This is a genomic window from Rossellomorea sp. LJF3 (assembly GCF_037046045.1).
Taxonomy (GTDB): domain Bacteria; phylum Bacillota; class Bacilli; order Bacillales; family Bacillaceae_B; genus Rossellomorea.
On the sequence record NZ_JBANLY010000001.1, the window covers coordinates 14,482 to 37,235 of the forward strand.

General features: G+C 41.0%; 24 protein-coding genes and 2 other annotated features. Of the genes, 16 read left to right on the top strand and 8 right to left on the bottom strand.

Translation table 11 applies throughout. From position 1 onward, the window contains the following. Positions 1-84: 84 nt before the first annotated feature. Positions 85-429 (bottom strand): hypothetical protein, encoded by a 345-nt coding sequence (locus V8G47_RS00075; protein WP_336198289.1) that lies wholly within the window; start codon positions 427-429, stop codon positions 85-87. 131 nt (positions 430-560) lie between these two features. Next, on the bottom strand, positions 561-1,808 hold the full coding sequence (locus V8G47_RS00080; protein WP_336198290.1) for an ATP-binding protein: 1,248 nt from the start codon (positions 1,806-1,808) through the stop codon (positions 561-563). 440 nt (positions 1,809-2,248) lie between these two features. On the opposite strand from V8G47_RS00080, the gene V8G47_RS00085 reads away from it, so the two are divergent. The 4 genes from V8G47_RS00085 (at position 2,249) to V8G47_RS00100 (ending at position 6,506) form a co-directional block, all read left to right on the top strand. Beyond that, positions 2,249-3,106: a YitT family protein gene (locus V8G47_RS00085; protein ID WP_442970783.1), complete on the top strand. Its 858-nt coding sequence runs from the start codon at positions 2,249-2,251 to the stop codon at positions 3,104-3,106. A gap of 281 nt (positions 3,107-3,387) precedes the next feature. Beyond that, entirely contained in the window at positions 3,388-4,209 is an 822-nt protein-coding gene (locus V8G47_RS00090) for an undecaprenyl-diphosphate phosphatase (RefSeq protein WP_336198292.1), read from the top strand. 72 nt (positions 4,210-4,281) lie between these two features. Further along, positions 4,282-4,502 (top strand) — a binding site (T-box leader). Positions 4,503-4,536: 34 nt separating this feature from the next. Beyond that, positions 4,537-4,762: a binding site (T-box leader), on the top strand. 50 nt (positions 4,763-4,812) lie between these two features. Beyond that, positions 4,813-6,015 carry a threonine--tRNA ligase gene (gene thrS, locus V8G47_RS00095; protein ID WP_336198293.1) on the top strand — a complete coding sequence of 401 codons (1,203 nt, stop codon included), beginning with the start codon at positions 4,813-4,815 and terminating at the stop codon, positions 6,013-6,015. Between the two features lie 71 nt (positions 6,016-6,086). Further along, positions 6,087-6,506, top strand: a complete 420-nt coding sequence (locus tag V8G47_RS00100) for a GNAT family N-acetyltransferase (RefSeq protein ID WP_442970770.1) — start codon at positions 6,087-6,089, stop codon at positions 6,504-6,506. A 50-nt stretch (positions 6,507-6,556) separates the two neighbouring features. On the opposite strand, the gene V8G47_RS00105 is transcribed toward V8G47_RS00100, so the two are convergent. After that, positions 6,557-6,781 carry a hypothetical protein gene (locus tag V8G47_RS00105; protein ID WP_336198294.1) on the bottom strand — a complete coding sequence of 75 codons (225 nt, stop codon included), beginning with the start codon at positions 6,779-6,781 and terminating at the stop codon, positions 6,557-6,559. A gap of 199 nt (positions 6,782-6,980) precedes the next feature. Continuing rightward, the gene (locus V8G47_RS00110; protein WP_336198295.1) at positions 6,981-7,427 is read right to left on the bottom strand and encodes a DUF2062 domain-containing protein; all 447 of its coding nucleotides are present in this window, start codon (positions 7,425-7,427) and stop codon (positions 6,981-6,983) included. Positions 7,428-7,635: 208 nt separating this feature from the next. On the opposite strand from V8G47_RS00110, the gene pssA reads away from it, so the two are divergent. Beyond that, positions 7,636-8,310, top strand: coding sequence for a CDP-diacylglycerol--serine O-phosphatidyltransferase (gene pssA, locus V8G47_RS00115; RefSeq protein WP_336198296.1), 675 nt, complete (start codon positions 7,636-7,638; stop codon positions 8,308-8,310). 76 nt (positions 8,311-8,386) lie between these two features. On the opposite strand, the gene V8G47_RS00120 is transcribed toward pssA, so the two are convergent. Together V8G47_RS00120 and V8G47_RS00125 are read right to left on the bottom strand one after the other, a co-directional pair. After that, entirely contained in the window at positions 8,387-9,571 is a 1,185-nt protein-coding gene (locus tag V8G47_RS00120) for a chromate transporter (RefSeq protein ID WP_336198297.1), read from the bottom strand. Between the two features lie 17 nt (positions 9,572-9,588). Next, positions 9,589-9,897, bottom strand: coding sequence for a PadR family transcriptional regulator (locus V8G47_RS00125; protein WP_261751009.1), 309 nt, complete (start codon positions 9,895-9,897; stop codon positions 9,589-9,591). A 288-nt stretch (positions 9,898-10,185) separates the two neighbouring features. Between V8G47_RS00125 and V8G47_RS00130 the strand changes: the two genes are divergently transcribed. From V8G47_RS00130 to V8G47_RS00150, 5 genes are all read left to right on the top strand, one after another. Then, the gene (locus V8G47_RS00130; RefSeq protein ID WP_336198298.1) at positions 10,186-11,673 is read left to right on the top strand and encodes a lipase family alpha/beta hydrolase; all 1,488 of its coding nucleotides are present in this window, start codon (positions 10,186-10,188) and stop codon (positions 11,671-11,673) included. 261 nt (positions 11,674-11,934) lie between these two features. Further along, positions 11,935-12,984: a M14 family metallopeptidase gene (locus V8G47_RS00135; RefSeq protein ID WP_336198299.1), complete on the top strand. Its 1,050-nt coding sequence runs from the start codon at positions 11,935-11,937 to the stop codon at positions 12,982-12,984. A 171-nt stretch (positions 12,985-13,155) separates the two neighbouring features. Then, on the top strand, positions 13,156-13,926 hold the full coding sequence (locus V8G47_RS00140; protein WP_336198300.1) for an alpha/beta hydrolase: 771 nt from the start codon (positions 13,156-13,158) through the stop codon (positions 13,924-13,926). Between the two features lie 121 nt (positions 13,927-14,047). Beyond that, the gene (locus V8G47_RS00145) at positions 14,048-14,722 is read left to right on the top strand and encodes a Type 1 glutamine amidotransferase-like domain-containing protein (RefSeq protein ID WP_336198301.1); all 675 of its coding nucleotides are present in this window, start codon (positions 14,048-14,050) and stop codon (positions 14,720-14,722) included. 34 nt (positions 14,723-14,756) lie between these two features. Continuing rightward, positions 14,757-15,497, top strand: a complete 741-nt coding sequence (locus V8G47_RS00150) for a class I SAM-dependent methyltransferase (RefSeq protein ID WP_336198302.1) — start codon at positions 14,757-14,759, stop codon at positions 15,495-15,497. A gap of 91 nt (positions 15,498-15,588) precedes the next feature. Here the strand turns inward: V8G47_RS00150 and V8G47_RS00155 are convergent, their stop codons facing one another. Continuing rightward, a complete protein-coding gene (locus V8G47_RS00155) occupies positions 15,589-16,404 on the bottom strand; it encodes an STAS domain-containing protein (RefSeq protein ID WP_336198303.1) in 816 nt (271 codons plus the stop codon). A 314-nt stretch (positions 16,405-16,718) separates the two neighbouring features. Between V8G47_RS00155 and V8G47_RS00160 the strand changes: the two genes are divergently transcribed. Then, the gene (locus V8G47_RS00160; protein WP_336198304.1) at positions 16,719-17,279 is read left to right on the top strand and encodes a GNAT family N-acetyltransferase; all 561 of its coding nucleotides are present in this window, start codon (positions 16,719-16,721) and stop codon (positions 17,277-17,279) included. A 98-nt stretch (positions 17,280-17,377) separates the two neighbouring features. After that, positions 17,378-18,199, top strand: coding sequence for a hypothetical protein (locus V8G47_RS00165; RefSeq protein ID WP_336198305.1), 822 nt, complete (start codon positions 17,378-17,380; stop codon positions 18,197-18,199). A 180-nt stretch (positions 18,200-18,379) separates the two neighbouring features. Here the strand turns inward: V8G47_RS00165 and V8G47_RS00170 are convergent, their stop codons facing one another. Further along, a complete protein-coding gene (locus tag V8G47_RS00170) occupies positions 18,380-18,925 on the bottom strand; it encodes a GNAT family N-acetyltransferase (RefSeq protein ID WP_336198306.1) in 546 nt (181 codons plus the stop codon). Between the two features lie 312 nt (positions 18,926-19,237). On the opposite strand from V8G47_RS00170, the gene V8G47_RS00175 reads away from it, so the two are divergent. From V8G47_RS00175 to V8G47_RS00190, 4 genes are all read left to right on the top strand, one after another. Next, entirely contained in the window at positions 19,238-19,504 is a 267-nt protein-coding gene (locus tag V8G47_RS00175) for a CD3324 family protein (RefSeq protein WP_336198307.1), read from the top strand. A 154-nt stretch (positions 19,505-19,658) separates the two neighbouring features. After that, entirely contained in the window at positions 19,659-20,297 is a 639-nt protein-coding gene (locus V8G47_RS00180; protein WP_336198308.1) for a FusB/FusC family EF-G-binding protein, read from the top strand. 162 nt (positions 20,298-20,459) lie between these two features. Beyond that, the gene (gene rlmN / locus V8G47_RS00185) at positions 20,460-21,530 is read left to right on the top strand and encodes a 23S rRNA (adenine(2503)-C(2))-methyltransferase RlmN (RefSeq protein WP_336198309.1); all 1,071 of its coding nucleotides are present in this window, start codon (positions 20,460-20,462) and stop codon (positions 21,528-21,530) included. 168 nt (positions 21,531-21,698) lie between these two features. After that, the gene (locus V8G47_RS00190) at positions 21,699-22,745 is read left to right on the top strand and encodes an ArsR/SmtB family transcription factor (RefSeq protein ID WP_336198310.1); all 1,047 of its coding nucleotides are present in this window, start codon (positions 21,699-21,701) and stop codon (positions 22,743-22,745) included. Positions 22,746-22,754: the final 9 nt, after the last annotated feature.

Genomic DNA, 22,754 nt, shown 5'->3' on the forward strand with positions numbered 1-22,754 from the left:
GTGGGCGCCGGGGGTTTTTGATATGAAAATAAGGTTCTGAAATGACTGTAATTTAATTATGTAAACAAAACTTGTGCTTCTTTATCATTCACCGTCAGAATGAAGGGGATAGAATCTACCATTGAAACCAATCACGTTGAAATGTATGATATGCAAGGGATCGTCGAGGCTCTTATACTGTCTGCTTATACGTAAGGTGAACAGTCCGGGTGAATAGGTGCCTCTTATATCATCAAACTTAATCCTCTCTGTTATATCTCCATTAATACTATTCATTTCGATGATGGAACAATCTTCGTTGCAATCGATCATATACTCATCCTGTAGCCACTTTTCAAAGTCTTTTTCCGTCGGTCTGTTGAGGATCGTAACAATACTTAGTGCAACGATTACCGCCATGACAAAAAGAAACGTCCATCTTTTGTTCATTGTTCGATTCCTTCTTTCGAAAAATGTTGGAAAATACTGATAAAATCAGTTTATCACAGTTTGCGGGGGAAGGGTGAAAAACACCATAAGAAAAGAGCTTAGTGTCTCAAGCTCATTTCAAAGATTCATAATTAAGGAAGAAGCGGCAGTTTGATTTTTACAACGGTTCCTTTGTTCACTTCACTTTCATATTCAATCATCCCGCCCATTTCACGAATAAGTTTATTTGTCACCATACTTCCCAATCCCGTTCCTTTGGTTTTCGTTGTGTAAAAGGGTAAGCCGATTTTCTTTAACTCATCCTGCGTCATTCCTTTTCCGTTATCTGAGATGCTGATATGAATAGAGCGAGAGAAGGGATCTTCTTTTAGCGTGATTGAAATTTCACCTTGATTCTCGATGGATTCGATTCCATTTTTAATAACGTTCATGATGGCTTGCTTCAAATGGTCCTCATCACCTTTAATATGATGGGAGCCGTTCCGATAAAAAACGATGGAAGTGTTGGAGTAAGCTGCAAAAGGTCTTAACAGATCTACACAATCCCCGATGACATCTTCTATGTTTAACCTTGATAGTTGAAATCCGCTCGGTTTTGCTACGCTCAGGTAGTCAGTGATGATTTTGTTCGTTCGATCCAATTCATTAAGGATGAGGGGAGAGTACCTCTTTAACCTCTTATCCTGTGAATCCTCGCTTAGATGCTGTATGAAACCTCTTACTGTTGCTAGGGGATTTCGGATCTCATGAGCGATTGAAGCCGCCATCTGTCCAACCATATTCAGTTTATCAAGATATACCATTTCTTCAATCTGTTTATTCGTTCGGATCAGGTGCTCGATAATGAACACGAGTGAGAGAAAGGTAAAATAAAAAACAGAAAAATAAATAATATAAAAAGTCAAATGCAGAATTGGAATATAGACGTTAATAATCGTAATGTAGAAAATGGAGTGGATTAGAAAGATAAGTGTGCTTCCTAAAAATTTGTACTGTGTCTTCAATAACATCTTACGAAAGATCATTCCCATCACAAGTGCCAATACTGAAACGGCGATACCCACTGCAACGTAGGGACCTCCGATTAAATAACGGACGATGATGACACACCCGAGCACGATAGACCCTGATAATAATCCTGCATATATCGTTGAAATCAGGATCGCAATCATTCGTAAATCAAAATGGGTGGCCCCAAGCGTTTCAATGGGGTACAACATGCACAAAAGTGCCCCAAACGATCCAACTAACCCATACGTGATTTTATGTTTGAAAATAGAATCCTGTTTTTCTTTAAATGGAAATAGGACATTTGCATTATAAGTAAAAGAAAATAATATCGTAATATTGACCAATAAAGTTTTGATTAAAGTAATCAAAGAAAAGCCCCCAAAACTATTTGACTAAAGGAACACCAAAGGCTCCCTGTCCGTTAACACATGAACATACAAATATTAAAAATACTTTATTTCTCCATATTAGTCAAATTTCAGGGACGGACCTCTAAATCTCTTGGATTTTTAAGTATTCATTTTAAAGAAATGTAGTGTTGAAGCATGTTACAAGCAAGTTTGACTTCGAAAATGTGACTTATTCCAAGGTCCGTCCCTCTCTATAAGCAGGTATTTTAGCAGGGAGGATAGAATATATAGGTTATACAGGCTTTGTTTTCGTGAAGTGGATGAAAAGGGTATGATACATAGTTTTGGGTTGCCAAGTGCATAGGGTAGTTCGGCCGTTCTGTTAGAGTATCACATGAGGAGGAATGATGATGATTGAAGGACAGGTCTTGCAACAACGGCAGCAGCAGGTGAAAATCATGCATAAGAAAATCCCATTGAAGGAAGTGTTGAAGAGAGCGTTCCTGATAACGATAGGAGCTATGATCATGGCTGTCGGTCTTGAGATTTTCCTTGTCCCGAACCAGGTCATTGATGGGGGGATTGTCGGCGTTTCCATTATGCTCTCACACATAACAGGCATTAAACTGGGACTTTTTATCTTTATCTTGAACATCCCCTTTTTCTTCATTGGATATAAACAAATCGGTAAAACCTTCGCATTTTCTACGCTCTATGGCATTATCATTCTTTCGATTTCTACAACCTTCCTACATCCTGTCGCAGCCTTTACACAAGATATTCTGTTGGCATCCTTATTTGGCGGCATCGTTCTCGGCATAGGGGTCGGCATGGTCATCCGATACGGGGGTTCTCTTGACGGCACTGAAATCCTCGCCATTTTATCAAGTAAAAGGCTTCCGTTCTCTGTAGGGGAAATCATCATGTTTGTGAATCTATTCATTTTAGCCAGTGCAGGCTTTGTCTTCAGCTGGGATAGGGCCATGTACTCACTGTTGGCATATTATGTTGCATTTAAACTCATTGATATTACGATAAAAGGACTGGATGAATCTAAATCCGTTTGGATCATCAGTGAGAATTACGATGAAATTGGAGACGCACTCCTTCATCGGTTAGGAAGGGGCGTCACATATTTAAAGGGGGAAGGTGCATTTTCGGGAGATGACAAGAAGGTCATATTCTGTGTCATCACACGACTTGAGGAGGCAAAGTTGAAGGACATCGTGGCTGAGCATGATCCCTCCGCATTTCTGGCGATAGCGGATATCGCAGAGGTAAGAGGGGGACAGTTTAAGAAAAAGGACATCCATTGACCCCAATGATATGAAAGCTGCATGTAAGATGCACAGAATCGGCATTATTCCTGTTCTGTGTTTTTTTATTTGTGAAGTCCCATAAAGCTTGTCCCTATACTTAGTATGCTTTCTGTTTTAGGTTATGTACAAATCCATATTGTCGTCTACTTGTACTTGTAGTACTATTATCTAGATTGCAATAGAGAAATGACTCGTTATTTTTAGATACCGGACATCCGATGATGAACCTTCCGACGAGTCAGCAAAAAATATCATCTTCACTAGAGGAGAACATAATCATGGAACTTGTAATACTGATTAAAGCATTTATTCTCGGTATGGTAGAAGGATTGACGGAGTTTGCTCCAGTATCCTCTACCGGCCATATGATCGTAGTGGACGATCTATGGATCAAATCGAAAGAAGTATTGGGAAAGTATCCTGCCAATACGTTTAAAGTAGTGATTCAACTTGGATCGATTCTTGCGGTAGTCATCGTGTTTCGGGACAGATTCAAGGACTTATTGGGAATGAACTCCCGTAAAGAAGCAAGATCATCAAAATTAAAACTCTCGCATATACTGGTCGGTTTGCTCCCGGCAGTAATCCTTGGTTTACTATTCGAAGACTACATCGATGAACATCTCTTTTCACTAAATACGGTCCTTGCAGGGCTAGCCATAGGTGCGTTCCTTATGATTGCAGCCGACCTGTTCCGGCCAAAGGTACAGGTTGTGGAGACCGTTGATGGGATCACCCACAAGAAAGCGTTGATGATTGGTCTGATACAATGTCTGTCATTGTGGCCGGGCTTTTCTAGGTCTGGTTCTACCATATCAGGTGGCGTATTGCTTGGATTAAGCTACCGTGCAGCATCTGATTTTACCTTTATAATGGCGGTACCGATCATGCTGGGTGCAAGCGCACTTTCCCTGATGAAAAACTGGATGTACTTCAATGCTGAGTTTATGCCTTTTTTACTTGTCGGATTCATCAGCGCATTCCTGTTTGCTTATTTATCGATCCGCTTTTTCTTGAAAGTGATCAATAAAGTCAAGTTAATTCCATTTGCCATTTACCGCCTTATTCTTGTGGGCATTATTTTACTGATTTTTGTATAATGTGTACTTGACAGGTAGAAAATACTCCCATATAATTTCAATAACACTTTTATCAATATGAGAATATACTATACGAAAGCAAAGAAGAGGACATGATTCATTCACTATTTTCTTGATCAGAGAACAGGGTCACCGGCTGAGAGCCCTGAAGAGAATGGAATGAATTACCACCTCGGAGCTATTATGGAGAAGGTCAGTATCCATAATCGGGAAAACCGTTATCTTACTTAAGTGAAGCGTTTTATTATACACTTCGAAATTAGGGTGGAACCACGACCGCACTCGTCCCTTGGTTAGGGATGAGTGCGGTTTTTTATTTAAAATAAGCTGTGCGCTATGAAGAGGACACGAATCATTTCCACTTTCTTACCAGAGAACAGGGTCATCAGGCTGCAAGCCCTGAAGAAAGGGACATGATTTACCACCTTGGAGCTATTATGGGGAAACGAGAGTATCCATAATCGGGAAAACCGTTATCTTACTTGAGCGAAGGACTATAGAACTTTTTGTCCTTCGGAATTAGGGTGGTACCACGACCGCATTCGTCCCTTGGTTAGGGATGGGTGCGGTTTTTTATATACAAAATCTTAAGGAGGAAAAGACATGTCTATTCAATCAGAGGTTGAAAAAAGGAATCACAGGAAATTGGGTCAAGAGCTGGAATTGTTTATCTCCATGGAAGAAGCACCAGGGATGCCGTTTTTTTTACCAAAGGGGATGCTCTTGCGGAATGAGCTGGAGGAATTTTGGAAAAAGGAGCACCTGAAGGCAGGCTATCAGGAAATCAGAACACCAATCATGATGAAACAGGAATTATGGGAGAAGTCAGGTCACTGGGATCATTATCATGAGAATATGTATTTCTCAGAGGTGGATGATCAGAAATATGCCATTAAGCCAATGAGCTGTCCTGGAGCCGTCCTGATTTATAAAAGTAAACGGAGAAGTTACCGGGAACTACCTCTCCGGTATGGGGAGCTTGGGTTGGTCCATCGTCATGAGCTTTCAGGGTCGTTAAGCGGATTATTGAGAGTCCGTTCCTTCACTCAGGATGATGCTCATCTATTTGTAAGGGAAGATCAGATTCGTGCAGAGCTCCATAAAGTTCTCGATCTCATTGACCGTTTCTATGGGAAATTCGGTTTCGAATACAAAGTTGAACTCTCAACTCGCCCGGAAGATTTTATGGGATCAGTTGACTTGTGGAATCAAGCGGAAGGGGACCTTGAAGGAGTATTAGAAGAAAGAGGCGTCGATTATCATATCAATCATGGAGATGGCGCCTTCTACGGACCGAAGATCGACTTTCACATTCTCGATTGTCTGGGTAGAAGCTGGCAGTGTGGAACGGTTCAACTTGATTTTCAAATGCCGGAAAAATTCCAGTGTGAATATATTGGTGAAGATAATCGGGTAGAGAGACCGATCATGATCCATCGGGCCATTTATGGATCGATTGAACGGTTCATGGCCATTATCATTGAGCATTTCGGAGGAGATTTCCCACTTTGGTTGGCTCCCCATCAAGTGAAAATCCTTCCTATATCTGAAGCTCATATCCCATATGCCCAAGAAGTGAAGGCAAAGCTTGAAAGTGAAGGATTCAGGGTGGAACTGGACGATCGCGTTCAGAAAATGGGACTGAAAATCAGGGATGCCGAGATGCAGAAAATTCCCTATATGATGATCGTAGGGGATAAAGAAATCCAGCAACAATCGGTGTCACTCAGAAAAAGGAAGGAAGGTAACGTGGGAGTACTTCAAGTGAGTGATGTTATTCAAAAATTGAAAGAAGAAATGAGATAGCGAAGGAATTCTTTTCAGGTCTTGAAAAGGAAACAATCGAGTAATAACAGAAAACAAAAGAGGTGTTGAAGGTGGAAGTTAGGATCCTGAACCGTTTTGAACCGGAGAGGCTGAATGAAATGAAAGATGTTTACCATTCAGTAGGGTGGCTTAAGCATACAAATGAGGTGATATCCAAAATATTTCTCAGAAGTGATATCGTATCTTTGGCAATTTTAGAAGGGCGTATCGTTGGAGTGGGAAGAGCCCTGACGGATGGTGTCTTCAATGCAACGATTTATGATGTAGTCGTTCACCTTGATTATCAACGCAAGGGGATTGCATCTCTTATAATGAAGGATTTATTGGAGCAACTGTCAGATGTATCTTGTGTGTTATTGATCTCGACTACGGGCAATGAAGCTTTCTATAGAAAACACGGTATGAAAACTTTGAAGACGGGAATGGCAAGGTATCTTAATCCATCCCTTGCAGAGGAATATTTAACATGATCATGGAAAAGAGCCAGCCACTGTGTGACCGGCTCTTTCGCTACATACCTTCAAATCGTATGCGTTTTTCCCTTGGGATCTTCGAGGTTCATTTTTTCTAATTCAAGCCTCATTTTTTGGGTTTCTATGACAAAATTTTCATGTTTGAGTTTTTCAAGTTCGAGTTCATCTTCTATCATTTTTTGTTTCAGCTTGGATTGTTTTTGGAAATGGTCTGTAATGATACCAAGAATGGGTATGGAAAAAATCATGATTACAGCTATGGTTCCAATCATTTCAATCCTCCTCTTTCTCATTTTATGCTCGACTTGTAATAGTTAAATTATAACAAAGTGCGAGATGAAATAGTATAAAATGTGGTAATCATAAGTAGAAATCATTATAAAATATATACGTATGAATCCATGAAAGAGTTTCAAAAAATTGAAAGTAATAGAGTGGAGTTGATCCGTAAATCAGCAAAAAGAGGAAGGGTTATACGTTCCACTTTCTTTGAACAAATGTCAGTAATGTCCCTCGGTATTTTTTAACTGCTGAATTCATGATGGCATAGGTCAGGATCCCGCATAAGGGGATGTTGATCATCATTCCTGTAAAGAAAGCTTTTCCTATTTGCATTCCGACCCCTACTGCATCACCTGTGGAATCAAGCGGAAAGAAGAGATGTCCTACGACAAGATTCAAGTAAAAGAAGAAAGGGAAAGCCCAGATTAAAGAGACCCCGCCAACTAAACCGGCGAACGGGTTTCCTTTGAATATCTTTGCACTGGCTGTAGAAATGACGGGTCCGATGCCAAAGGAAGGCACGAAATTAATTAATAAGCCAACCGTGAATCCTAATGCGATGCTATGGGCATTATCTTTAAGCCGCAATAGTTTTAAAGTCAGGCACTTTAATTCTCTTAGTTTTTTTCTAATCATTTGATCATCACCAATATTATTAGAATGTAATTCCGTTCAATTGTGTTATTATCATCCTTGTTTATAGTATGTCTAATTTTGAGGTTTGTAAATTGAAAATGGACTTTTTTATAGGAATTATTGAACTTTTTTTATTTCACAGCCTTATGAAGATGAATAAAATGGTATTCTAATACTAATAGAATATTTGGCAGAGCGAGGACTAAAAATGAAACTAACGAAAAAGATCCCCAATATGGTGACCTTGGGGAATTTATATTGCGGATTCTTATCCATCGGATTTGCAGCAAACGGGCAATTTAAAAATGCAGCAGTATTAATCATTATTGGCATGATGCTTGACAGTATGGACGGTAGACTTGCGAGAATGCTCAATGCAGACAGTGTTCTTGGGAAGGAATTGGATTCATTGGCGGACATCGTGACATTCGGGGTCGCACCATCATTTCTTGTGTATTATACATACTTTTTTCAATTCGGATTATTAGGGTTCATTGTGGCGGGGGTATTCCCTTTATTCGGTGCATACCGTCTTGCGCGCTTCAACACGAGTCCGCCGAAATCGTCTCTTCATTATTTTGTCGGTGTCCCTATTACGGCTGCTGGTGGGATATTGGCCATTCTGACATTGTTCGGTGACTGGATTCCGAATATCGTGACAACGGTCATTTTTACAGCGATGTGCTTTCTGATGGTGAGCAGGATCAGAATACCGAGTCTGAAAGAAGTTCCGTTACCTAAATATGGAACGATTGTGACGATCTTTATCGGGGCATTATTGTATGTAATCTTCAAAGGGACATATGAAGAATTTCCTTATTTAATTTACATTGCAACTCCATTGTATATTGCTTATCTGGCGTACCGGTTTATAAGAAGATAAGCTTTCTCTTACATTTGAAAGACAGAAGATAGTAAATGAGCCAGGCGATGATTGCCTGGCTCATTTCTGTATTCTACTACATCATCCTGATTACAAGTCCACCAAGTGCCCCTGCAATTACTACCATCCAAGGCGGCAGCTTCCAGAATACAAGCATACTGAACAGAATCGCCGCGAAGGCAAAATCGACAGGTGAGAGGATCGAAGAAGTCCAGATCGGGTGATAGAATGCTGCTATCAGAATCCCGACGACTGCTGCATTCACTCCCATCAATGCGCCTTTTATCTTTGGATTCTGCCTGAGGGAATCCCAGAAAGGCAAGGCCCCTGTAATCAGCAGAAATGCAGGAAGGAAAATGGCCACCGTCGCAAGCAATCCACCTTTCCATCCGTTTATAACAGCCCCAATATAAGCAGCAAAGGTGAAAAGGGGACCCGGAACAGCCTGGGCTGCACCATACCCCGCTAGAAACTGTTCTTCGGTCAGCCAACCTGTCGGAACAAATTCACGTTCCAACAGCGGTAATAGAACATGCCCCCCACCAAAGACCAGGGACCCAGATCTGTAGAAACTATCAAAGAGGGCCACCCATTCCAATGTGGTTGCTTCCCGGATAATCGGAAGAAGAATCAATAATCCAAAGAATATCAATAAGCAAATCACCGCTAACCTGCGGGAAATCGGAATCTTCACTCTTGCTTCCTGATCAGAAGCATGATGTTTATAGAGTAGGAAGCCGATAAGGGCAGACAGAAGGATCACTGCAACTTGGGAGATGGCGGTCTGCCACATCAAAATGATAACCAGAGCGAATAGGGCAATGGCTTTTCTCTTTAAATCCGGCGTCAACTTTTGTGCCATCCCTAAGATCGCATGACCTACAACTGCAACTGCAACGATTTTCAATCCATGTATCCACCCGGCATCCGTCACCCCCATACCCTGAAGGACGAGTGCAAAGAGAACTAATGCCACGACTGAAGGCAGAGTGAATCCGAGAAAAGAAACAATACCTCCAAGGACCCCGGCACGCATAATGCCTATACCCATCCCAACCTGACTGCTTGCCGGTCCAGGCAGGAACTGACAAAGGGCCACGAGATCGGCATAGCTTTTTTCATCCATCCATTTCCTTCTGCGAACATATTCTTCATGAAAATACCCAAGATGGGCAACCGGTCCTCCAAACGAGGTGAATCCAAGTCTGGTTGAAATTACAAGGATTTCCATTAGTGTTTTAAGATTCATTGTTGTTTTCATTGTTATTCACCTTCTTATCAATCTTTAATTTCTTTAAAGAGCTCGAACGCTTTGTTACGGGCCTCAATCAAAACTGCACTTCCTTTATCAGTAATGGAATAATACTTCCTGATTTTCCCGTCTACGTTTTTATCTTCTTTTATCAATAGGCCGTCGGTTTCCATCGAATGCAGGATCGGATACAAAGTACCCGAGCTGATGCTATATCCATGTTCTCTCAGTTCCTCCAGCATCCATGTCCCATAAATGGGCTCTTCTTTGGCATGATGAAGAATGTGAATTTGAATGAAACCGAGGAATAGTTTCCGTAAAACTTTATCTTCCACTTTTAACACCTCCGTTTGATATCGATATGCGATATCGATAATCGAAATCGATTGCTCATACTATAGCATAGGTTTTACGATAATAAAAGAAAGAACACATAGATTTACACAAGTTTAATAAAATTGGCATGAATGACCATTTAATAGTAAAATTCTCAATCTGAGTCATTTTTACTAATCTCACAGGTCTTATTAGACCTTTCTTCACATATTACTCAATCCGGGCATATCTTCTGATTCAGGCCGATATACTTTACAGGTTTAGTTCAATGGTAAAGGAGAGAGGATATGTTCAAAAAGATTAGTATGACGATTTTGGCATTGTTTTTATTCCTGCCATCATGGAGTCAGGCGGGATCGTTCGGAAATGATGATCCTTCAGGGGTCCCGGGACAGTGGTATGTAGGTACGACTCCTTCGTATGTGGCTCCTTCTAAGCAACCGATTCTTTTTGTTCATGGCTTAAACAGCTCTTCCAATACATGGTGGAACGAAAATAATATGTACGAAACCGCCTACCAAAATGGTTATGAAACCGCCTTTATCGACCTGTATCCTACAAAGAATATGTGGGACAACGGCGCGCTCCTGGCGCAAAAAATACGAGAGATTTACAATTACTACGGAGAGAAAGTGGTGGTGGTCGCCCATAGTAAAGGAGGAATCGATACCCAATCGGCTCTCGTTCACTATGGTGCCTTTCCTTATGTTTCAAGAGTGATCACCCTTTCGACACCTCATCACGGCTCCCAATTGGCGGACTTGGCTTATAGCAGCTGGGCGGGTTGGCTTGCTGGTATCCTTGGTAGTAAGAATGATGCCACTTACTCACTGCAAACAGGGTATATGGCATACTTCCGCTCTGATACCGATCAGCATGTAAATGTAAATAAAAATCCAATCTATACATTCGGGGGGACGAAGTGGGGCGGCTTTGGAAGTTCCCTTTACTGGGGAGGATTATATCTTTGGGGGTATGGAAGCAATGACGGAGCCGTTACGGTCAATAGTTCCAGACTACCGTATGCCACTGAGTTGAGGGTGGGGGACTGGAATCATTTCACCATCAAAGAAGGATCCTCCACTTTCAACTTATTCAGGGATTATTTAAATGAAAGCACCGTTAATTCATCAGGTGCAAAGGTCCAAAGCAGTGAGCAATCTTCGTCCTTCCTTACTGACGCGGCCTCGTTCGTCAGAGGCGGAGAAACGAACGGAAATATACAAGAAAAAGTCTTGATTGAAGAGGGAGCTGAATCGGTCACCTTTGATTGGATAAGTAATCGTCCTGCCTCTCGCTTGGCTTTGAAAGATCCCTCAGGGAAAATGTCTACATCCTTTAATGTGAAAAAAGATGACAGTGAATATTTCAATGGGGCTTATCATCACACCATTACGATTCAAAAGCCCGCTACTGGTGAGTGGACCTTGGAATCACACCCCTCATCACCTGAAAAATACCTTATGGTCGTTTCCTTTGACAGTGTATTGAATGATAGCGTAGAAGTGAATATAGTCCAGGATGAAATCATTTTAAATAATAAGGACAAAAAGGTTGATCTGATTCACGATATGACACTGGAATACTATAAAAATGGAAAGTTGAAAGAGCATAATGTGAAAGCAAAAAATGGCTCGTTAAAACTGCCGAAGCTCGGAGAAGGGGTTTATAATATAACCATTGATTTAGATGGGAAAAAGAACAAAAATAAGTTTAATCGAACCATCATCAATACGATATATGTCGATTCAACAGGTAAGGTGTTTGCGCAGTAAAAAGGGAGAATAAGAGTTTAGAGAAGCTGATGATAGTGGGCTTCTCTTTTTTTGTGGAATAAAGGCAAAGAGATACTGAACCATTCGTCTCGCTTAAATAGTTTGACAAAAGTAAACATTTTTTGAAAATGATAGGACTGATTATCTATACACCATTCCGGAACTCGGTCCCAATGTTTCATTTTAATAAAAGGAAAAGGGTTTCGATCTTTTAATCTCTAATTATATGAGGGAGACGAAATATATGAGGAGGAATACATAATGAAGAAGAAACTAATGATTGGTGCTCTTTCAAGTGTATTGGTAGCGTCAGGAATATCCTACACTGCCCCGGGAGTATCGGTTCTTGCGGAAGGTCCAGATTATAAAGGAAACGAGACGATTAAAAACGAGCGTCTTCATAGTTACGAAGAAATGGCGAGCATGTTGCAACATCTGGATCAGAAATCAGATGCTCTATCACTGGAAGTCTTCGGTCAGTCTGTCAAAGGCAGAGATCTTTACCTGGCAAAATTCGGGAACAGTGAGGATAATCCAACAGTCCTTTATTTAACTCAGCAGCACGGAAATGAAACATTGACGACTGAAGGAGCTCTTCAGTTTATCAAGCAGCTGACATCGAACTCAAAAGAAGTGAACGAATTGTTAGAAAACGTGAACATTCTGGTTGTTCCCCGCTTAAATGTAGATGGGGCAGAAGGAGATGTGGATTTTTCGTTGGATGATTATGTGGCGGGCACTCACACACGCTACAATGCGAATGGGGAGGATTTGAATCGTGATCATGTCGATCGAAATCAGCCTGAAACGAGGGCTCTTCATGAAAACGTCCTCCAAGAATATATGCCTGATTACATGATTGACCTTCATCATCAAGGTGCAGAAACCACTCTCGGAGATACAGACGAGCTTGTCTCTGGTTCTATTTTATATCCGACTAATGAAGAAGTAGATCCGGAAATCGTAGAAAAATCAAAGCAGCTTGGTGCAGTCTTATATAACACGGTTGAAAGCCGCGGATTCGGGACCCTCTCTAAATACATTGGCGGTTCCGCTCAAACGATTAGCCGAAATGGACTTGCGGCTGAATACGGGATTGCGACCCTCCTTTTTGAGATGAGGGGTATGGCTGATCACTATAGAGATGATTATGTCCTCGGGCAGAAGAGCAATGGATATCTTATAAAGCAGGCCGTCATTAGTTTAGAGGCGACGGCAAAGGCGATTGCTGATGACTCCATTGAAGAAGTGGATACGTCATTCTGGGATACGCTCCCTGAAAGCTCATATAATCGAAGTGAAAGTGAATAAGGAATGTTAATAGGGTGCACTTCTTTAGAGAAGATGCACCTTTTTAATGGATAGAGTATGAATCATCTGATTACTTCATTCCCTTTCTCTTTTTCCATTCCAAAATACACAGGCCTATACTCTACTATTCATGGTACACTTTACATAAAAAGCATTAGAGGAGTTAAACGTATGTATGAACATTTTGAAGTAAACATAACACCTTTAAATCGTAAGAGAACAGTGCGTGTTTATTTACCGGAGAATTATCATGAAACGGAAACGAAAAGGTACAAAGTACTTTACATGCATGATGGGCAAAATCTTTACCGGGATGAAGATGCTGGATATGGAATGGCATGGAGAATCGGAGAGTATCTAGATAAGGTAAAGATGGATCTTATTGTAGTAGGGATTGACTGCAATGCTGGATTAAAGAGGTTGGACGAATATGGGCCGTGGGAAAGTACGGAAATGACTGATGTGTTTTCAGCAGATCGCACATCGATAGGGGGAGAGGGCAAGGAGTATATCGAATTTATCGTAAATGAATTAAAGCCCCTGATCGATCGTACGTACCGGACGAATCCGGAAGAAACAAGCATGGCTGGAAGTTCAATGGGTGGACTGATATCGACCTATGCTGCGTGCATTTATCCTCATATTTTTAGAAAAGTAGCATCCATTTCATCTGCTTATTGGTTCAATCAATTGGAAATCGAGGAATTGATCAAAGAAAGTGATCTGTCCCAGGTGGAGCGTTTTTACATGGATATCGGAACAAAAGAAAATACAGAAACCATTGATGACTTGACATACATCGATTCAAGCCTGGATGTCTATCGTATACTTAAAGAAAAAGTTCAGGACTGCCGCTTTGAAATAATTGATGGTGCGGAGCACAACGAAATAGCATGGAGAGAAAGAGTCCCGATGATTTTTGAATACTTGTTCAAGGATTAAGGGGGACGGACCTCCAATTTTAGGATAGATGATTGAACGGCCCCTGATGATTGCTATAATAAGGGGAATCAGGTGGGAGAAATTTGGAGGTCCGTCCCTCCAGTAGGAAGGGGTGGTTATATTGGGTGCTTTGTATCTTTCTGGCGGTGGGGATAGTGATCAGACGTTGGCGATTGATAGGGAGTTTGCAGGTGAGTTGACCGGGGGAAAGTCATTATTATATCTGCCGATGGCTATGAATCCGGATGATATTTCGTATGATGCGTGTTATAAGTGGATTAAGAGTGTGTTTGCACCTTGGGGGGTTCAAGACATTACGATGTGGGTGGATCTTGGCGGTAAGACCCTGGATGACCTTAAGAGATACTCTGCTGTGTATATAGGGGGTGGGAACACGTTCAGTTTAATGCATAACATTCTTCAATCAGATTTCCACATTCACTTGTCCGCTTTCAAAGAAGAAGGCGGCATGATTTACGGCGGCAGTGCCGGTGCGATTGTCATGGGCAGTAATATAGCCACGTGCATCCATATGGATGATAATGATGTCCAGCTCAAGACGAGAGATGGATTGTCTTTTCTAAATGACTTTTCGATATGGTGTCATTACGAGGAAGAAAATGAACCGTTGATACATCAATTTATTCAGGCATACCGTAAGCCTATCATAGCCCTGAGTGAAGAGACCGGTCTGAAAATTCAGAGTGGCAAAATGGAAGTACTGGGTACTAAGCCCGCCCATTTTTTTGATAGGAATCTGATGAAACGGGTTTTTGAGCCTGGTCGATCTATTTGAAAGCCGATGAACAATAAGAGAAAGAAGGGGAACCATGAAGCAAAATATTTATGACAATCCTACATTTTTTGAAGGATATATGAATTTGCGCGATTCGAAACTGACCTATAATGATTTCCTTGAACAGCCTGCAATGAAAGAGGCGCTACCAGATCTCAAGGGAAAACGGGTAATGGATCTTGGATGCGGAACCGGCGGGTTGTCGAAATATTGTATTGAAATGGGTGCATCAGCTGTCGTAGGGGTGGATATTTCTGAAAAGATGATTTCCAGGGCTTTATTAGAAAATAAAGACGAAAATATTACATACGTCTGCAGTCCGATTGAAGACCTATCCTTTCAATCAGAACCTTTTGACTTGATTGTAAGTTCATTGGCGATCCATTATATCGAAGACTATGAATCTTTGATCCGTAAGCTCCATTCCATTTTAAAGCCGGGGGGATTGTTGATCTACTCAACTGAGCACCCAGTCGTAACCGCACGGAAGGACATGAAAAATTGGTGGGAAAATGCAGATGGGGAGCGGCTGCACTGGGCACTTGATCATTACCGGGAAGAAGGGAAACGGGAACAGCATTGGTATGTAGACGGAGTGATTAAGTATCACAGGACAATACCTACCTTGGTTAATGGGCTTACTGGTCATGGTTTCATGTTGGAAAAAATGGTGGAGCCCCTGCCGACTAAGGAAGGGATTGATCTAATGCCGAGTTTGAAAAATGAAGAACGAAGACCATCATTTCTTATTATGATATCAAGGAAAACAGCCTGAGCGCCTAATCTAAATTTATGTTAGGAATCTCATATACATACAAAAAAAGGACTTCAGCTTATGATGTCCTTTTTCATGTTTATAGAAGCCATTAATGTGCTTCTACTGCTTTATTAAGTGTTTGATAGACTTTTATTGTTGAAATATTAATTCCCATTTGAACGAATTCGATACTCATCTCGGGGCGCATTCCTGATAAAATCGGTTCAATTCCAAGTAATTTAAGGCTGTCAATCAGTTTCATGACCCCTTGTTGAAATAATGGATTCACTTCATACACACCGGAAAGGTCAATGATCAATTGTTGTATGGAAAGCTTTTTGCACTCGAGCAGTACATGCTCTGCCATCATTTCTCCACGAACTTCATCGACTTGACCTATTAAAGGCAGTACAGCCAGGTCCGAGAATATGGGGACGACCGGTGTAGATAAGGACAGATATTTTTCTTCCGAGATCTTCAACTGCTCATCTGCATATTCACTATACGCTTCACAAAAAGCGGAAATCATGGTGGTGAAGGATTCGTCGATATCGTGTGTAATCTGCAAAAGGATTTCTTTCGTCAGAGTGTCATCATGATGAAGGACTACATCTTCTAATACCACTTTTTTATACAGAGAAACTTTACTTATTGACATATTGAGAGGGATTCCTTGACCGCAAGCAAGTCTTCCAACCTCTTTTCCCCAATCCCTTGAATGAGTCTCAAAGCTTTTTCCTTTCAGTAATCCATTGCCAATGAGTTCAATCAGTTGAACAAAATATGGCAGACTGTCATTTCTTCTTTCTTCGACATATAGGTCGGGGTACGATGTTGCAAGTTCAGAGAAAATCGAGTTAGCGATTTCCCATTTTCTTTCAATCAATTGATCCCCTATGGAAGTGGTGATTGTATGGTGAGTCATATTCATCCTCCAGTTGAATCTTTTTCCTTTAGTATAGAGTATTATTCATATTTAGTATAGGAGAATAATAGTATACCAGGTATATTGACAAAGAAGTGGATTTTCCCTTATAATTTCAATAATTTAAAATATTTCCAATTAAAACGAAACAATCAGGGGATTGCATAAATCTGCTATATTCAGAAATCCCATTACTGAAAATTCGTTAAGATTGGAATCGTACAATGCAGATAACTGAGGTGGTGACTCTCGTCCTTAAGATTCAGTTCTTTTAGGAGGAGGGTTTTTTATATTATTCAAAGGAGTGGTTTGAAATGAATACCGTATTAATTGATGTCCCTGCAGTGATCGAAACAGAAAGGCTGGAACTAAGGATGCCTCAGCCGGGTGACGGTCATGCAGTCAATGCAGCGATCAAGGCTTCCTTATCTGAGTTACAGCCGTGGCTGGGTTTCGCCAGAAGTAACCCCTCTGTTGAAGAAACGGAGACGAACACCCGTGAAGCGTACGCCAAGTTCATTACCAGGGAAAGCCTAAGGTATTTGATCTTTTTGAAAGATACCAATGAATTCGTCGGTTCAACAGGTTTTCACAATATCGATTGGAGTGTTCCGAAATTCGAAATCGGGTATTGGATTGACACCCGAATGAGTGGAAATGGATATATGGTCGAAGCGGTCGGGAAATTAACCGAATTCGCTCTGAATGGATTGAATGGAAAAAGAGTCGAGATAAGATGTGAATCGACGAATGACAAAAGCAGGGCGATTCCTGAAAGACTCGGCTATGAATTGGAGGGGATCCTTCGAAATGAAGACCTGTCAGTCGATGGAGAACGATTAACCGATACATGCGTGTATGGGAAAGTATCCTGAAGCTAGAATGGCATGATGGAATCCACTTGCCAATGCATGGCCCGGTCTATAGAATGATAATGTAATAATTTCCAATTTTTCTAAAAGGAGGTTTTCTTTTGCTTCGGTACATTTGTGAAACATGTGGAGTTCAGTATGAAAAAACGTCAGAAATCCCAGAGCATTGTATGATTTGTGAGGAAGAGAGGCAATATGTCAGCACCACCGGTCAATCCTGGACCACATTGGAAAACATGAGGGCTGAATCTTTCAGGAATAAGATCATTCTGGAAGAAACTGGTCTATACAGTGTGAAAACTTCCCCGGATTTCGCGATCGGACAGACCGCTTATCTCGTTCAACACGAAGGATTCAACCTACTATGGGACTGCATTTCATATCTTGATGAAGAAACAATAAGTGAGATCAATAGATTGGGAGGATTGGACGCCATCGCATTATCCCATCCCCATTATTATTCTACTCAAGTAGAATGGGCGGAAGTTTTCGGCGTGCCCATCTATATTCACGAGGATGACCGGAAATGGGTGATGAGGAAAAGTGATCACATCGTTTATTGGTCAGGTGAATCAATTCATTTACATAGCGGGCTTACCATCCATCGACTTGGTGGGCACTTCAAAGGGGGTGCCGTCCTGGAGTGGGAATCAGGTTTCAATGGTAAAGGCATTCTTCTTACAGGGGACATTATCCAGGTAGTGGCAGACCGGGAGTGGGTCAGCTTTATGTACAGTTACCCAAACCTTATTCCCCTTCCGGCTGCAAAAGTAAAAGAGATCGCTTCAAAAGTGAATGAAATGAAGTTTGCCCGTTTGTATAATGCCTTCCACCGGATTGTTAAGGAAAATGCGCATGAAAGAGTGCAGGAGTCAGCCCAGCGTTACGTAAGTGCCTTGGAAGGTACATGGTTTGAGACATGAGATTAAACCGATTTTGAATGGGTTGCTTCACTGTGAGGATGCATCTGTTAAATGGGCTGATTTAAAAAACCATTAATAGGAGCGGATAAGAGGTAATGAGGTATATAAAGTGATTAAAGCGGACTGAACATAAAACAACCAGTTTTCTTCAAAATAACTGGTTGTTTTATTCCGTTCATTTCATGTAACCGGCCAATCTTTTTTCAACATACTGTAGGTCACAAGGTCTTCATAATGATTATATAACCACTGTCCATCCCGTGTGATACCTTCTTTTGTAAATCCTAAACGTATGGGAATCCCTATGCTTTTCTCATTGTTGACGGCACATTGGATTTCCACCCTGTTAAGATCCATTTCGTTAAATAAGTATTTTATAAGGGAAGAAACGGCACGTGTGATGATTCCATTTCCTTGTGCTTCTTCAGTAAGGAGATATCCAATGCTCGTACTTCGGGTTTTCCAATCGATATAATGCAACCCGATCATACCGACTAATCTCCCATGATAACGTATCCCAGCATCGAATCCGTTGTTATCAGCGTAATTCCGGATCCAGATAGGGATGACCGGCTCTAAATCCTCTGGTGATCGGCGTTTATCTACCCACAGAAGCCACTGACGAAGATGATCCCGGTTCGAATCAATCAGCTCGTATAATTCCTCCTTATGGTGTTGTTGAAATAGCTCGATTGAAATCTCTTTATCTACTGTAAATGAAAACATGGGAACATCTCCTTAATAATATTTAGAAGATTATACCATATTTATGGTGTTGATTCGTTTATATAAGAATAAAACTTATGAATATAAAGGGGATTTATTTTATAATAGAAGAAAATAGTTGAAGGAGGTGGTGACATGGTAATGAAATCGATCTTGCCAGAGTCCCAAGCGTCTCATGCAAAGCCTATTATTAGAAAGGCGACACTTTGCATGGGATGGTATCTAATTTGATCGCCCTGAAAGTTCATTTCTAGTAAGTCGGCTTTGCACCTTATTGACTGAATTCAGATAGAAGATAAGGAGCTGACTGAAATGAAATATGTAAAAGCGGAAAGCGTGTTACCTCAATCATTAGTGAAAGAGATCCAAAAGTATGTACAGGGGGAAACCCTCTATATACCAAAACCGAAAGCGGAATACCGAAAGTGGGGGAGCCGTTCCGGAAGCAGAAGGATCATTGATGAACGAAATGATGAAATCAAAGCGGCTTTCTCAAATGGAAAGTCGATTCATGAATTAGCCGGTGAATATCACCTTTCAAGTGAAACGATCAAGAAAATCGTTTACAAAAAGCACTGAGTTGTATCAGTGCTTTTTTCAGTGTATATATTGATTCTAAATGAAACTCTCCATATGAGGAAAGCATAAAAGGGTATATAGTATATGAGAGAGCACATGCGTATCTGCATGGCTGAAAAGAGTGCAAAATGTTTTAGATTTAGGAGCGATAACGATGGATCCATTTATTCGAAATGATCAATACAATTTCATCAAGTATCAAACACAGGCGCTGATTAACGGGTATTCAACGGTAAATGATCTTGGTGTTCTCCAAGCTTTGAGGGGACTCGTGCACGATAAGGTGATGAATTTATTTGAAAATCTATCCCCACTGCAGCAAAAGGAACTCCAATCGATTATTACTATCCGGGATACAGAGCAAGCAGAGGACTTTTTGATTGGACTAAAGTCATTCGTGATCCCATTTCCTGCATTAAGTGATTCTGCAGTGAAAAAATTATTCCCTAAGGTAAAAAAGTTAAAAACACCTGCATTGGATGAAATAGAGTTAACAGATATTTCCTATCTAGGCTGGAATGATTATGGTCAGGAACGGAAATATATTGTTGCAGAATCTGACGGGAAGTTAAGAGGCTTCAAAGGGACGTTTAAAAACAGTAGTAAGAAAGGGCTTTGTACGATATGCAACACGTTTGGAAGCATAGGGTTTTACCTTTCGGAATCCAAAACGTCTGCTCATGGAACCTTTGTAAAGAAGGGAAATTATATTTGTCAGGACAGTGATGAATGTAATGAAAAGCTGAAAGATAAAGAGAAATTGGATGATTTCATCCAAAGGATCAATCATTGAGACAGCATACGCCGGGCAAAGTCCCCGGCGTATTTTTTTACCTTTATACTATATTACGGAATTCCAATTCTTCTCAACACTTATAAATCCCTTGAAACATTCCCATACTTTAAGTAGTATAGATAAGTAGAAAATTGTAGAGTTTCGAAATGAGGGTTTTAAATGGAAAAGAAATCCATATATGGATTAACATTAGATCAACTGACAACCTGGCTTATTGAAAACGGACAAAAGAAATTCCGTGCGGCTCAAGTGTGGGATTGGTTATATAAAAAGAGAGTGACAAACTTTGCGGATATGAAGAATTTGAACGCTGACTGTGTACAGCTACTGGACGATCACTTCTATCTTCATACGCTCACACAGGAGGTTAAACAGGAATCGAAGGACGGTACAATCAAATTCTTGTTCAAACTTGATGATGGGAATCTGATCGAGACGGTTCTGATGCGTTTCAACTATGGCCTGAGTGTGTGTGTCACGACACAGGTAGGCTGTAACATCGGTTGTACATTCTGTGCAAGTGGACTCTTGAAGAAGAACCGTGATTTATCAAGCGGCGAGATTGTCGAACAGATTATGAATGTTCAACATCATCTCGATGAAGCGGGGAACGGGGAACGTGTCAGTCACATCGTCGTGATGGGGATTGGTGAACCGTTCGATAACTACGATAATATGATGGACTTCTTCCGTGTCGTGAATGATCAGAAGGGCCTTTCCATCGGAGCGCGCCATATTACCGTTTCCACAAGCGGGCTGGCTGATAAGATTTACAAATTTGCCGATGAGAATATTCAAATCAACCTGGCCGTATCTCTTCACGCACCAAACAACGAATTGCGTACAAGGATCATGAAGATCAACCGTGCGTATCCGCTTGAGAAGTTAATGCCGGCGATTGATTACTATTTAGAAAAAACAAATCGACGCATCACGTTTGAATATATCTTGTTGAGTGATGTAAATGATCATAAGGAAGAAGCCGTTCAGTTGGCGAAACTGTTGAAGAATAAGCGTCACCTTTCATACGTCAACCTGATTCCTTACAATCCCGTTGACGAACACAATCAATATCAACGTAGTACGAAAGAAGCGATCGTTGAATTCTATGGTACCTTACTGGAACATGGCATCAACTGTGGTGTACGTGTGGAGCAGGGTACAGATATCGACGCAGCCTGTGGTCAGTTGAGAAGTAAGCAAATCAAGAAGGATAAAGTAAAATCGTAATATTTATAAATGGAGCACATGAATTCCTGAGTGGGATTTATGTGCTTTTTTTGTTATGAATGACTGTTTAGATGTTTCTATAATTTTCGTTCTATAATTATTGAATTTATCATTCAGTAATTATAGAATATACATAGAAAGAAATTTTTGGAAAAGAGGTGCTTGAATATGGACGTGCTTCATATGACCAGTCGAAAGAGAGAAACATACGAGGTGAGAATCGAATCATCCCTGCTATGGGAGTGTGCTTTAGGGATTGCGGCCGTCACCAACACCAGGCTCATTGATACGTTGGAAAAACCCAAAGCATCATGGGACAAGTTAAAAAAGTCTATATCCCGACCCCTGATCAGGGATTTGAAGTTTGTAGAAAAGAATAATACCTGGAAATCCCTTCTCCTGTTATTGCATCAAAGAGAATTTGGAACTTTACAAGAGTTCAGCTCGTATATGGATGATTTGGAGGACGAAGAAGTAAAATACCACTGCATTCCTTACATAGGGCCAAAATATCAACAACTTCGAAAGCTAGCATCAAAGGGGGATGTGGCATCACGGAACAAATTAAAGGAACAGACGGATGATAACCCATATTATCCAGGCTATATTGAATTCATCTGCACTACAAATGTCCAGAACCTTAAGAAGCACCTAATGAATGTAATGACGAGATGGTATAAAGAAGTGATTTTACCTGAACAAGAGACACTATCTGGAATATTGACAAGGGATAGACAGTCTAAGGTAGAGATGAGTAAAAAGCTTAATCCTGAGGCTTTGGTGGAATGGGCCACCGGGGGTATCAACTATTTGCCCGAGCCGGCTGTCCACACAGTACTGCTTATTCCACAGTCGATTTACCGTCCTTGGAACGTTGAAGGGGATGTTGAAGGAGTAAAGGTGTTTTATTATCCTGTAGCCAACGAAAGTATCTATCCGGAAGATAAGAATATGCCAAGCTATTTTCTCGTCCAGAAGCATAAGGCGCTAGGGGATGAAGCCCGCTTACGAATGGTAAAATTCTTGAAGGATTCAGAAAGGACTCTCCAGGAAATCACCAATGAACTGGACATGGGGAAATCCACCGTCCACCACCATTTGAAAATTCTCAGGTCCGCTAGGCTCGTCGAAATACGGGATGGGAAGTATCGCCTGAAAGAGAATGCTGTTCAATCTTTATCGAATGAATTGAATCACTATTTATCAGAGGAATAAAGGGGTGTC

What these genes read in the sequence shown, in the direction of transcription:
- V8G47_RS00160 (WP_336198304.1), top strand. Translation starts at nt 16,719, where the DNA reads ATGAATACCGTATTAATTGATGTCCCTGCAGTGATCGAAACAGAAAGG.
- V8G47_RS00075 (WP_336198289.1), bottom strand. Translation starts at nt 429, where the DNA reads ATGAACAAAAGATGGACGTTTCTTTTTGTCATGGCGGTAATCGTTGCA.
- thrS (WP_336198293.1), top strand. Translation starts at nt 4,813, where the DNA reads ATGTCTATTCAATCAGAGGTTGAAAAAAGGAATCACAGGAAATTGGGT.
- rlmN (WP_336198309.1), top strand. Translation starts at nt 20,460, where the DNA reads ATGGAAAAGAAATCCATATATGGATTAACATTAGATCAACTGACAACC.
- V8G47_RS00105 (WP_336198294.1), bottom strand. Translation starts at nt 6,781, where the DNA reads ATGATTGGAACCATAGCTGTAATCATGATTTTTTCCATACCCATTCTT.
- V8G47_RS00090 (WP_336198292.1), top strand. Translation starts at nt 3,388, where the DNA reads ATGGAACTTGTAATACTGATTAAAGCATTTATTCTCGGTATGGTAGAA.
- V8G47_RS00190 (WP_336198310.1), top strand. Translation starts at nt 21,699, where the DNA reads ATGGACGTGCTTCATATGACCAGTCGAAAGAGAGAAACATACGAGGTG.
- V8G47_RS00150 (WP_336198302.1), top strand. Translation starts at nt 14,757, where the DNA reads ATGAAGCAAAATATTTATGACAATCCTACATTTTTTGAAGGATATATG.
- V8G47_RS00085 (WP_442970783.1), top strand. Translation starts at nt 2,249, where the DNA reads ATGCATAAGAAAATCCCATTGAAGGAAGTGTTGAAGAGAGCGTTCCTG.
- V8G47_RS00130 (WP_336198298.1), top strand. Translation starts at nt 10,186, where the DNA reads ATGTTCAAAAAGATTAGTATGACGATTTTGGCATTGTTTTTATTCCTG.
- V8G47_RS00175 (WP_336198307.1), top strand. Translation starts at nt 19,238, where the DNA reads ATGAAATATGTAAAAGCGGAAAGCGTGTTACCTCAATCATTAGTGAAA.
- V8G47_RS00170 (WP_336198306.1), bottom strand. Translation starts at nt 18,925, where the DNA reads ATGTTTTCATTTACAGTAGATAAAGAGATTTCAATCGAGCTATTTCAA.
- V8G47_RS00180 (WP_336198308.1), top strand. Translation starts at nt 19,659, where the DNA reads ATGGATCCATTTATTCGAAATGATCAATACAATTTCATCAAGTATCAA.
- V8G47_RS00120 (WP_336198297.1), bottom strand. Translation starts at nt 9,571, where the DNA reads ATGAAAACAACAATGAATCTTAAAACACTAATGGAAATCCTTGTAATT.
- V8G47_RS00140 (WP_336198300.1), top strand. Translation starts at nt 13,156, where the DNA reads ATGTATGAACATTTTGAAGTAAACATAACACCTTTAAATCGTAAGAGA.
- V8G47_RS00155 (WP_336198303.1), bottom strand. Translation starts at nt 16,404, where the DNA reads ATGACTCACCATACAATCACCACTTCCATAGGGGATCAATTGATTGAA.
- V8G47_RS00110 (WP_336198295.1), bottom strand. Translation starts at nt 7,427, where the DNA reads ATGATTAGAAAAAAACTAAGAGAATTAAAGTGCCTGACTTTAAAACTA.
- pssA (WP_336198296.1), top strand. Translation starts at nt 7,636, where the DNA reads ATGAAACTAACGAAAAAGATCCCCAATATGGTGACCTTGGGGAATTTA.
- V8G47_RS00135 (WP_336198299.1), top strand. Translation starts at nt 11,935, where the DNA reads ATGAAGAAGAAACTAATGATTGGTGCTCTTTCAAGTGTATTGGTAGCG.